A 10,047-nucleotide genomic window follows, 5' to 3' on the forward strand; every position below is an offset into this window, starting at 1 on the left:
CGAGCCCTGCCTGAGCGGTCTCTCGACGGACTCGCTCAGGCGGGGCGCATCCCCAGGTCGTCGACACGCTCGGCGCCCGGCAGCGCCGCCAGCAGCGCCCCGGGGACCAGGAGCTTGGAGTGGCGCACGCCCGAGCCGATGAGCACCGTGTCCCGATCAGCCACGGCGCCGTCGATGAGGAGGCGCCAGTCCTCGGGCAGGCCGACCGGCGTGATCCCGCCGTACTCCATCGAGCTCATCTCCACGGCCCGCTCCACCGGCAGGAACGAGGCCTTGCGCACGTCGATGCGCTTCTTGACGACGTGGTTGACGTCGGCGAAGTCGGGCGCCCGCACGACGCAGGCGGCGATACGCTCCTCGCCGGTGCGCTTGCCGGCCACGAGCACGCAGTTCCCGGTCGCCTCGGGGTCCAGGTGGTAGTGCGCGTTGAGCGCATCGGTGTCGGAGTACTGCGGCTCGATCGGGACCACCTGTGCCCGGCGGGCCAGGCCCGCGCCCTCGGGGGAGGAGGCCTCCAGCGCCTTGAGGGCCGCGGCCACGGGCGCGGCGAGCAGGTCGGTGCGCTCCAGGGCCGGCTGCCAGCCGATCTCAACGGCGAAGACCTCAGCCGGATCACGCAGGTCAGTCATGTCTCTCATCCTCTCGACGACGTGGAGCGTCTCTTGATGCGATCCTCCAGGAGCGACCTGACCTGAGGCCACTGCTCCGGAGTGATGCTGAGATCATGGCAGCCGGAGCTCGGTCGTCGTCGGGGCGCCTCAGCATGTGGTCTCATTGTCCCCGTGCTGCACGTCATCTTCTTCTCCCCGCGCATCCCCGGTAACACCGGGGCCGCGATCCGCCTGAGTGCCAACACCGGCTCCATGCTCCACCTCGTGGACCCCCTGTTCGACATGGACGACGCCAAGCTGCGCCGCGCCGGCCTGGACTACCACGACCTGGCCAACACGCGCGTCCACGCCACCTGGCGCGAGTGCCTGGAGCAGGTCCCCGGGCGCATCTTCGCCTTCACCTCCCACACCGAGCGCCTCTACACCCAGGTCGACTGGCGGGGCGACGACGCCCTCCTGTTCGGCCCCGAGCCCACCGGCCTGCCCCAGGAGATCCTCGACCACCCGCGGGTGAGCGCCCACCTGCGCATCCCCATGGTGGAGGGCAACCGCTCCCTCAACCTCGCCAACTCCGCCGCCATCGGCCTGTACGAGGCCTGGCGGTCCCTGGGCTTTACCGGTGGGGCATGAGCCCTGGTCTCAGATCCGCCCTTTCCCGGCCCTTCAGAGCATGCCGGCGGGACGGATCGCCAGGTCCTCCACCACCGCGTCCAGCGGGGTGTCCACGGCCAGACGCACGGCCGCGGCCACCGACTGCGGCGTCATGTGGTCCGCCGCTCGGTACGCGGGGGTGGCCATGATCCCCTCGGTGCGCAGGCGTGCCGCTTTGAAGGCCTGCAGCCGCTCCTGCATGGGGGTGTCCACCCGCCCCGGATAGATCGAGGTCACCCGCACCTTGCCCGCCTCCTCCTGGCGCAGCGTGTCGGCCAGGGACTTCAGCCCCGCCTTGGATGCGGAGTAGAGGGCGTTGCCCGAGCGGGGATTCACTCCGGCACCGGAGTTGATGAACACCGTCAGCCCGCGAGCCTCCCGCAGGGCCGGCAGCAGCAGGCTCGTCAGGTACGCAGCCGCTACCAGGTTGAGGTTCAGCACCGCGCGCCAACGGGTGGGCGTGATCTTTCCGACCGCACCGGGCGCCTCCATTCCCGCACTGTGCACCAGCACGTCAAGGCTCTCGATGTCGATCCGGCTGATCAGCCTGGCCAGGGCCGAGTCATCGGTCAGGTCGACCGGGCAGATGAGGACCGCGGTCTGGGACTCCTCCTCCAGCGCGAGCGCCAGCTCCTCAAGATCGTTGGTGGAGCGGGCCAGCAGGATGAGGTTGTGGTCCCGGGCCAGGTCCCTGGCCACGGCCAGGCCGATCCCGGAGGTCGCCCCGGTGATCAGGGCGATGGGGCGGCGCTGGTGACGGCCGGATCCGGCGCGCGTGAAACCGCGGGCGGGGGTGAAGGGGACGGACTCCCCCTGTCGACGACGTCGGCCCGACTTGGAGGCCGCGTCGACCTGGGCGATCTGTGGGCTCACTTGCCGTCCCTGAGGAAGGCGGCGGCCCCGGGCTGACCGGGCACGGAGTAGGTGGCGGTGAGGGTGGCCCGTGCGATGCAGTGCGGAGCCAGAGTGAAGGCGGCCATGGCGGGACTGGCCTCATCGTCCAGGCCCAGCGTGTCCACGTCCAGAGCCGAGACGGTGAAGACGTAACGGTGGTCGCCGTCGCCCGCGGGCGGGTAGGGGCCGAACCAGGCGTGATCACCCGAGTCCCCAGCCAGGTGGAAGGCGGCGCCGTTGAGCTGAAGGTCGCTGGCCCCCGCGCCCCGCTCCAGCGAGGTCACCGAGGCGTCCAGGTCCACGATGGTCCAGTGCCACCAGCCGGACATGGTCGGAGCGTCCGGGTCGAAGCAGGACACGACGAAGGACTGCGTCTGCTCGGGGAATCCCGACCAGCTCAGGGCCGGGGAGACGTTGTCGTGGACGGCGGTGAAGACATCCGGGATCCGCCCCTCCTCCGTCAGGTCCGCAGAGGTCAGGGTGAAGGAGGGGGCCGAGGGCAGGAATCCGGTGGGGGCCGGCGGGCGGGAGCGAGTGAGGTCGGCTGTCATAGGTGTACCTCCAGGCAGGTTGTGGATGGGACGGTGACCTTCCGTTAGGGCACGTCCACCACTGTAGACGGCCCTCAGTAAGCCCGTCCCTGTGGATTTCCTGAGTGAGGGCTCAAAGAGGTTTGTCACTGCCTTGAGGCCGCTTTGTTACTGGTGGCCCTGATTGATGTCACACCGGAGCGCTATCCTGAACCTCATTCATCGAACGCGTGTTCGACTTAAGAGGAGGTGTCATGAGGGCCGTGACCAGGCGCGCGCCATCAGGTGCCCAGGACCGTCTCGCCCGGGCCCGCCTCGCCCTGAAGCTGGCCGAGGAGCGCACCGGCCTGCGAGACTCGGCAGCCCTGGAGGTGCAGCGCGCCGTCTCCTCCACACCGATCGGCACCTCGGCCGACTCATCACAGGCGACGTCCCTCATGGCGCTCGCGGCCTCACAGGACGCGGGCGCTCTCAGCCTGCAAGGGTCCACCACCCTTCTCCTGGCCGTCCTCGCCCTGCGCCAGGGCGGCGCCGGCTGGTGCGCCGTCATCGGGGGAGAGGATCTGGGCTGGTGCGCCGCCGCTGAGACCGGCCTCGACCTCAGTCGGGTCCTCACCGTTCCGGCCCCGGCCCTCGATGACGCCTCCGCCCTGACCGTCGTCTCCACTCTGCTCGACGGCGTCGACGCCATCCTCATCGGCACTTCCGTCGCCGCGCGGCTGCGACCCCAGCACCGCAGGCGCCTGCTGGCCCGGGCCCGCGAACGCGGTCACCTCATCCTGACTCCCACCCCCTGGGAGGGTGCCCGCACCCTTCGGGCCGACCCCCTGCCCTCCGACACCGGAACCGTGGACACATCCCCCTCACAGCCCCCGGTGGAGTCCAACTCCGCGGCCGACGGCGTCGTCATCCCCATCGGGCGAAAGGGCCCTCGCCCCCCGGTGCAGGCCGTGGAGATGCCGGCCGGCTACCTGCGACGCCTCACCTGGACACTGACCGATCCCCAGCGCCCCCAGCTCGCCACCACCGGCGTCCCCACGCTCTCCCTGTCCGCCGAGGGCCTGCAGGCCGGCTCCCACGACATCGCCCAGACGACCCCCAGGCCACAGGAGGCGACCGGATGACCCAGCCGCAACCAAGCCGGACGCCCGGCCCGCCCGCCTCCCGACTCGTGGCCATCTGGGTACCAGACTGGCCCGTCGTCGCCCTCACCCTGGAGGCCCGTCGGCAGCGCCGCCACCCCCGAGCGCGCCACAGCAGCCTTCACCTGCCGGACCCCGCCACCGAACCCGTCGCCGTCGTCGGCGCTCATGGGGTCCTGGCCGCCTCCGCCCCCGCCCGCGGCTCCGGCGTCACCATCGGCATGCGACTGCGCACCGCCCGGTCCCTGTGCCCGGCTCTCACCGTCCTGCCACCCCAGGAGGAACGCGAGGCAAGAGCCTTCGAAACCGTCATGGAGGCCCTCACCTCCCTCCTGGCGGCCCCCATCGTGGCCCGCCCCGGACTGGCCCTGTCCGGAGCCGGAGGACCCGCCGCCTGGGCCGGTGGAGAAGAACCCCTCGCCGCAGCCCTCGTTGAGTCCGTCACCCAGGAGGCCGACGTCGAGTGCCAGATCGGCATCGCCGACTCCCTGTCCGGAGCCGTCCTGGCCGCCCGCCGAGGCATCATCGTCGAACCAGGGCGGACCCCCGACTTCCTGGCCCCCTGGCCCCTGGAGGCACTCCTGGCCTGCCTGCCCCTCAGGCGCCTGAGGCGCGAGGCCCACCCCCTGCTGGAGACCTTCACCCGGCTCGGCCTGCGCACCCTGGCAGACCTGGCCCGCCTGCCCCGAAAGGACGTCACCGCCCGCTTCGGCCCCCTGGGGGAGCGGCTCCACCACCTGGCCGCCGGCACCTACCACGATGCCCCCGCCATGACCCGGCCCGCCCAGGACATCACCGTCACCTCCGACCTCGACCCGCCCGTGGAACGCACGGACACCGCCGCCTTCGCCTCCCGCCGCCTCGCCGAGACCCTGGCCGCCCGTCTCCTGTCCGAAGGGCTCGCCGTCGGACGCCTCGCCATCGAGGCCCGGTGCGAGGACGGCACCGAGCTGGCCCGCACCTGGATGCTGGAGACCACCCCCACCACCACGGAGCTCACCGACCGCGTGCGCTGGCAGCTCGAGGGCTGGCTCTCCGGACGCTCCGGGCGCCCTCCCTCCTTCGGACTGACCCGCCTGAGCCTGACGGCCCTCGAGCTGAGCCCCGCCGCAGCCACCCAGACAGGACTGTGGCAGGCACCCGGTCAGCAGGCCGAGGCGCGTGCACGCCGCGCCGCCGAGCGCGTGGAGTCCCTCATCGGAGCCGGCACCGTCCAGGTCCCCAGGATCGTGCCCGGACGCGACCCGCGCTCGCGGGTGCATCTGGTCCCCTGGGGCGAGGGGGAACGTGTGAATGAGTCCGCCGGTGACGGCTCGGCTCCCTGGGCCGGCGCCCTGCCCGAGCCCTCGCCCTCGATCGTCCTGCCCCGGCCGGTTCCCGTACGTCTCACCGATGTCCGGGGACGCGAGCTCGGTGTCGACATTCACGGTCAGCTCGACGGCGTCCCCGGCTTCCTGAGCGTCGGGGACGGCGAGGGTGATGGCATGGGTGATGCTGCCGTTGACGGAGGGAGTCCGGAACCCGTGCTCCTGTGGGCCGGGCCCTGGCCGGTCGATGAGGGCTGGTGGACCCCGCAGGGGCCCTCGCGTCGCGCCTACCTCCAGGTGGTCACCGCCGTCGGGCCGCCCCGGCTGCTGGTGCGCTCAGGTCGATGGTGGCTCGATGCCGTGTACTCCTGACAGTGCATCTGATGATGCGTCTGCAGGGAGCCGGGCCGGGCGCCGTCGTCCCTGCAGCCACAGAAGCGCCAGCGCCACCAGGCACAGCCAGGCCAGCCCCAGGGACCAGCCGGCCAGGACGTCGGTTATCCAGTGGTAGCCCAGGTAGACGCGAGAGGCCCCCACCAGCAGGGTCGCCCCCGCGGCCGCCATGATCGCCAGCGCCCGGTACAGGGTCGTCGCAGTGGACAGAAGAACCATTCCCGCCAATAGACCGGCGAAGACGGCTGTGTTGAAGGAGTGCCCTGAGGGGAAGGACGTCGTCAGGGCGGGTGAGCCCAGGAGGGTGTCGGTGGAAGGGCGTGCGCGTCCGAAGATCTCCTTGAGTCCCACCGTCAGCAGGCTGGAGCCGACCATCGTGAGGGGCAGAACCAGGGCGCGCACCTGGTGTCCCCGCAGGAAGAGAAGGGCGGCGCAGATCGCGGTCAGGATCGTCAGCCCCGTGGTGGAGCCCAGGGAGGTGAACACCTGCATGATGGCGGTCAGGGTCGGGTGGCGCCCGTCTACGGCCCAGGTGGTGACACTCTGGTCGTGGGGCGCCAGGCCCGTTCCGGCGCTCGTGGTCAGGGCCAGCCAGGAGAAGACCGACAGCGTGATGACGGCGGTCACGGCCAGGGTGCCGGCACGCCTGGTGCGCCAGGTGTCGGGCAGGTGGTCGAGTGAGAGCATGAGTGCGAGGCTATCGGCGACAGTCGGGGTGAGGCTATGCGTAGACCATGGGATGGCTGAGTGGTGTTGCCCGCGTCCGCGCCGTTTGGCGGGTAGCATCCGGCGCGAGTGCCCACCCCAGGCCAGGAGGACCCGCGTGGCCAAGCTCTACTTCCGCTACGGCGCCATGAACTCCGGTAAGTCCACGGGACTGCTTCAGACCGCCTACAACTACGAGGAGCGCGGTCAACGCGTCCTGCTCATCAAGGCGGTGGTCGACACCAAGGGTGAGGACTCGGTGGTCTCACGGCTCGGGGTGTCGCGTCGCGTCGACCTCCTCGTCGACGCCGACGACGACCTGCGCACCCTGGTGCATCGACGGGCCCTGGCCGGCGCTCAGACCACCCCTGCCGGGGATGGCGGTCCGCAGGGGGTGGTGCGGCTGCGGGAGGTCCTGGACTGCGTGCTCATTGACGAGGCCCAGTTCCTCACACCCCTTCAGGTGGACCAGCTCATGGAGATCGTGCTGGTCGACGATGTTCCCGTCCTGGCCTACGGGATCCGCACCGACTTCCGCACCGTCAGCTTTCCCGGATCGCGGAGACTGCTGGAGATCGCCCACTCCCTGGAGGAGCTGAAGACCATCTGCCGCTGCGGGCGCAAGGCCATCTTCAACGCCCGTAAGGTGGGGGAGTCCTTCGTCTTCGACGGCGACCAGGTGGCCATCGACTCCGGGGACGTCACCTATGAGTCGCTGTGCGGCAAGTGCTACCTCGCCGCCGGTGGGAGGCTTTCCGGCCAGTGAGCCGAGGCTCCGGGGGCGTGCTTGTACTGACTGGAGTACAAGGCAGGTCGAGAAGGGGTGGAGTGGAGAGGTGGGTCGGTAATGCTCCGAGATCTTCCTTGTAGCGGGTGCATTACAAGCGTTATCGTGAAACTGTGAACGTCTCCTACGCGCTCATCGCAGACATCGTCCGCTCTCGCGAGCTGCCCGACCGCAGGCATGCTCAGCAGGTCATCTACGAGACCCTGGGCCGCGCCGCTGAGGGGCTGGCGCTGATCCAGCGTCCGTACGCCACGGTTGGTGATGAGCTGCAGGCGGTCTCCGCGACCCTCGCCGACGCACTGACCCTCACACTGCGTACGCATCTTCTTCTGCCTGAAGGGATCGGCCTGCGCTTCGGCGTCGGAGCCGGAACAATCTCTGAAGTCGGTGACCCGGTGGGAGGCGGGTCTGACGGCGGTCCCGGGCGCCCCATCCAGGACGGCTCGGCGTGGTGGGCCGCACGTGAGGCGATCGAGAGGGCTCACACCCTCCAGGATGAGGGGAGGTCCTTCATCCGCACCTGGCTGCGCATCCACCCGGACACGGTGAACGGATCGGGGGAGAAAAGGAGTGAGCGTGAGGGCTTCGTCAATTCCGTGCTCATTCTGCGGGACCAGGCGGTGTTCCGTTTTCAGCCGCGTCAGCGTCGCATGATGGCAGGACTTGTGATGGGGCAGACCCAGGTTGAGGTCGCTCGCCAGGAGAAGGTGAGCCAGCAGGCCGTCTCTGATTTCGCTCGCGGTGTCGGATCCTCTTTGTTGGAGGTCCAGAAGATCCTTGATGGAATGAGCGGGAGAAGCGGAAAAGGTGAGGTCTCGTGACGGCGCTCCTGGTTCTTCTGCTGGCTACGGCATCCGCGCTCAGTGGCCGTGCTCGGGCGGGGCGGAGGCTGTGGGGGCCGTATCCGGTAGTCGGGTTGCTGGTAGTGGCCTCGGTTCCGACTGTCCTTGGTGTCTTGGTGGGGTGGGTGGTTCTTCGTCTTCATGCTGGCGGTGTTGCCGCCGCCGTTCTGGTCTCCATCGCGTGGCTGTGCTGGGACCTTGTTCCACTGGCGTGGTGGGCAAGGCTACCGGGGTTCCGTCGGCAGGGACAGGCCGGGCGGGGAGGCTTCGAGGGTGGTCTGGACCGAGCGGTGCGGCGTGTGCGACTTGCTCGCGAGGGCGTCCTGCTCCTGATCGTGGCGGTCGGCGTCGTTGCGTCTCAGCCGCTTGGCTCGCGGGCCGCCAAGGTGGTGGCCGCCGTCGGAGTATTCATCTTCCTGACTGCTCCTGCTAATCGAGTCGTCTCCGACATTCTTGCTGTCGCCCGTCAGTCTTCTGAGAAGAATGACGAGTTGCGCGACCCGGAGGCGCCGATGCGTGGCGGTCGTTGGATCGGTCCGCTTGAGCGGATTCTCATTCTCCTGCTCGCCTCCGTCGAGGCGCCCGCCGCGGTCGCTGCGATCGTTGCCGCCAAAGGCGTCATCCGATTCCCTGAGATCAGTAAGGATGAGGGAGGGCAAAAGGCGGAGGAGTTCCTCATCGGCTCCTTCGCCTCATGGATCCTGGCCGTTCTCGGTGCTGTCGCCGTTCATCTCGCCTGAGTCGTGGAAGAGGCTGTGTACATGGTGACTTCGACGAATAACCCGCCAATGAGCTCGAACGACTTCCTTGACGTACCCGTTGATCAGGGGAAGCGCTTCGCCGGGCTCAGCGCCTTCCCCCTTACGCCGCTTCGCGACGACGTCGTCGATGAGCGCGCCTTCGTGGGGCTCGTCGAGCGGCTGACTGCGGCCGGGGTGGACTCCATCACCGCCCTCGGCTCGACTGGTTCTTATGCGTACCTCACGCCGACCGAGCGCGCCCGGGTGGCTCGCCTCGCCGTCGAGCATGCCGGACCGACGCCGGTGTTCATCGGGGTCGGTGACCTTCGTACCTCGCGTGTTCTCGCCCATGTGGACAGCGCGCAGGAGGCCGGTGCGGCCGGAATCCTGCTGGCCCCGATGACCTACCAGCCTCTCACTGACGACGACGTGCTCGGGCTGTTCCGCACTGTCGCCGATCACACCGACCTTCCGGTCATCGTCTACGACAACCCCGGTACCACGCATTTCACATTCACTACGGAGCTGTACGCACGTATCGCTGAGATTCCCGGCGTTGCATCGATCAAGATCCCCGGTGTCCCCGTCGACCCGACCGCGGCGCGCGAGTATGTCGCGACGATTCGGGCCGCGATTCCCGGGCACGTCACCATCGGCGTGTCTGGTGACGCACTCGCAGCTACCGGCCTGAACGCCGGCTGCGACGCCTGGTACTCGGTGATTGGAGGCACTCTCCCGGTCCCTGCGCTCTCGATCACCCGGGCCTCCCAGGCGGGCCGGGTGTGGGAGGCTGCTGCGGAATCACAGCGGCTCGCGCCGCTGTGGGACCTGTTCACTGAGCTCGGTGGGAGCCTGCGTGTGACCGCGGTGATCGCCGAGCATCTCGGTCTGGTTCCGCCATCCTGCCTGCCATTGCCGATCCGGGGCCTGACTGGCCCTCAGCGCGAACGCGTTATCGATGTGGTGACTGAGCTCGGTCTTGCTTGAGTGTCGTAAGGACCCTGGATTGGAGTGCGTGGTGTTTCTCGGACAGGGGGAGTTTTTCTTCCCGTGAGTCGATAGGATGGAGACCATGCCAGCAGCGAAATACTCAGAGGAGTTCAAGGCCCAGGTCGTGCGTGAGGTCATTGAGAAGGACCGCACGATCGCCTCGGTAGCCGCCTCGTATGATCTTGTGGCCCAGACGGTGGGTAACTGGGTCGCAAAGTACAGAAAAGATCATGCTACCGATCAGGACCGCAAGAAAGCCTCCGAGTCAGCCGAGATCGCGAAGCTGAGAGCGGAAAACAGGGAGCTGCGTCAGGAGAACGAGTTCCTGAAAAAGCGGCGGCCTTCGTGTGTCCTGAACGGAAGGGAGCTGTGGGTGTAGTTCTGTAGCTTCTGGATGGTGTTGCGTAGATGATGAGGGTTGTGGCCCCTCGAAGTCGTTGTGCGGATGATGGCTT

At 68.7% G+C, this 10,047-nt stretch carries 12 protein-coding genes; 8 read left to right on the forward strand and 4 right to left on the reverse strand.

The genetic code is table 11. The features are described 5' to 3' along the window. Window positions 1-35: 35 nt before the first annotated feature. Entirely contained in the window at window positions 36-629 is a 594-nt protein-coding gene (locus HCR68_RS02820) for a YbaK/EbsC family protein (RefSeq protein WP_167145973.1), read from the reverse strand. Window positions 630-782: 153 nt separating this feature from the next. Between HCR68_RS02820 and HCR68_RS02825 the strand changes: the two genes are divergently transcribed. Beyond that, the gene (locus HCR68_RS02825; RefSeq protein WP_167145975.1) at window positions 783-1,241 is read left to right on the forward strand and encodes a tRNA (cytidine(34)-2'-O)-methyltransferase; all 459 of its coding nucleotides are present in this window, start codon (window positions 783-785) and stop codon (window positions 1,239-1,241) included. Between the two features lie 33 nt (window positions 1,242-1,274). Here the strand turns inward: HCR68_RS02825 and HCR68_RS02830 are convergent, their stop codons facing one another. Both HCR68_RS02830 and HCR68_RS02835 read right to left on the reverse strand, forming a co-directional pair. Further along, window positions 1,275-2,135 (reverse strand): SDR family oxidoreductase, encoded by an 861-nt coding sequence (locus HCR68_RS02830; RefSeq protein WP_167145977.1) that lies wholly within the window; start codon window positions 2,133-2,135, stop codon window positions 1,275-1,277. Further along, window positions 2,132-2,707 (reverse strand): YbhB/YbcL family Raf kinase inhibitor-like protein, encoded by a 576-nt coding sequence (locus HCR68_RS02835; RefSeq protein WP_167145979.1) that lies wholly within the window; start codon window positions 2,705-2,707, stop codon window positions 2,132-2,134. The genes HCR68_RS02830 and HCR68_RS02835 overlap by 4 nt, the downstream gene beginning before the upstream one ends. A gap of 233 nt (window positions 2,708-2,940) precedes the next feature. Between HCR68_RS02835 and HCR68_RS02840 the strand changes: the two genes are divergently transcribed. Both HCR68_RS02840 and HCR68_RS02845 read left to right on the forward strand, forming a co-directional pair. Then, a complete protein-coding gene (locus tag HCR68_RS02840; RefSeq protein WP_167145981.1) occupies window positions 2,941-3,810 on the forward strand; it encodes a hypothetical protein in 870 nt (289 codons plus the stop codon). Continuing rightward, the gene (locus tag HCR68_RS02845; protein ID WP_167145982.1) at window positions 3,807-5,507 is read left to right on the forward strand and encodes a DNA polymerase Y family protein; all 1,701 of its coding nucleotides are present in this window, start codon (window positions 3,807-3,809) and stop codon (window positions 5,505-5,507) included. The genes HCR68_RS02840 and HCR68_RS02845 overlap by 4 nt, the downstream gene beginning before the upstream one ends. Here the strand turns inward: HCR68_RS02845 and HCR68_RS02850 are convergent. Beyond that, window positions 5,472-6,215 carry a phosphatase PAP2 family protein gene (locus HCR68_RS02850; RefSeq protein ID WP_167145984.1) on the reverse strand — a complete coding sequence of 248 codons (744 nt, stop codon included), beginning with the start codon at window positions 6,213-6,215 and terminating at the stop codon, window positions 5,472-5,474. The genes HCR68_RS02845 and HCR68_RS02850 overlap by 36 nt on opposite strands. A 136-nt stretch (window positions 6,216-6,351) precedes the next feature. Between HCR68_RS02850 and HCR68_RS02855 the strand changes: the two genes are divergently transcribed. From HCR68_RS02855 to HCR68_RS02875, 5 genes are all read left to right on the forward strand, one after another. Continuing rightward, window positions 6,352-6,999 carry a thymidine kinase gene (locus tag HCR68_RS02855; RefSeq protein WP_167145986.1) on the forward strand — a complete coding sequence of 216 codons (648 nt, stop codon included), beginning with the start codon at window positions 6,352-6,354 and terminating at the stop codon, window positions 6,997-6,999. 134 nt (window positions 7,000-7,133) lie between these two features. After that, entirely contained in the window at window positions 7,134-7,841 is a 708-nt protein-coding gene (locus tag HCR68_RS02860) for a SatD family protein (protein ID WP_167145988.1), read from the forward strand. Continuing rightward, window positions 7,838-8,602 carry a hypothetical protein gene (locus HCR68_RS02865; protein WP_167145989.1) on the forward strand — a complete coding sequence of 255 codons (765 nt, stop codon included), beginning with the start codon at window positions 7,838-7,840 and terminating at the stop codon, window positions 8,600-8,602. The genes HCR68_RS02860 and HCR68_RS02865 overlap by 4 nt, the downstream gene beginning before the upstream one ends. Before the next feature lie 21 nt (window positions 8,603-8,623). Then, entirely contained in the window at window positions 8,624-9,589 is a 966-nt protein-coding gene (locus HCR68_RS02870) for a dihydrodipicolinate synthase family protein (RefSeq protein WP_243858889.1), read from the forward strand. A gap of 85 nt (window positions 9,590-9,674) precedes the next feature. Next, a complete protein-coding gene (locus HCR68_RS02875; RefSeq protein ID WP_167145991.1) occupies window positions 9,675-9,971 on the forward strand; it encodes a transposase in 297 nt (98 codons plus the stop codon). Window positions 9,972-10,047: the final 76 nt, after the last annotated feature.

The sequence above is a fragment of the Actinomyces sp. ZJ308 genome, from assembly GCF_011752065.1.
Lineage (GTDB): Bacteria > Actinomycetota > Actinomycetes > Actinomycetales > Actinomycetaceae > Actinomyces.

Excerpts from the sequence above, each read along its gene's own strand:
- HCR68_RS02820 (WP_167145973.1), bottom strand. The coding sequence starts at position 629 with ATGACTGACCTGCGTGATCCGGCTGAGGTCTTCGCCGTTGAGATCGGC.
- HCR68_RS02835 (WP_167145979.1), bottom strand. The coding sequence starts at position 2,707 with ATGACAGCCGACCTCACTCGCTCCCGCCCGCCGGCCCCCACCGGATTC.
- HCR68_RS02840 (WP_167145981.1), top strand. The coding sequence starts at position 2,941 with ATGAGGGCCGTGACCAGGCGCGCGCCATCAGGTGCCCAGGACCGTCTC.
- HCR68_RS02845 (WP_167145982.1), top strand. The coding sequence starts at position 3,807 with ATGACCCAGCCGCAACCAAGCCGGACGCCCGGCCCGCCCGCCTCCCGA.
- HCR68_RS02850 (WP_167145984.1), bottom strand. The coding sequence starts at position 6,215 with ATGCTCTCACTCGACCACCTGCCCGACACCTGGCGCACCAGGCGTGCC.
- HCR68_RS02870 (WP_243858889.1), top strand. The coding sequence starts at position 8,624 with ATGGTGACTTCGACGAATAACCCGCCAATGAGCTCGAACGACTTCCTT.
- HCR68_RS02875 (WP_167145991.1), top strand. The coding sequence starts at position 9,675 with ATGCCAGCAGCGAAATACTCAGAGGAGTTCAAGGCCCAGGTCGTGCGT.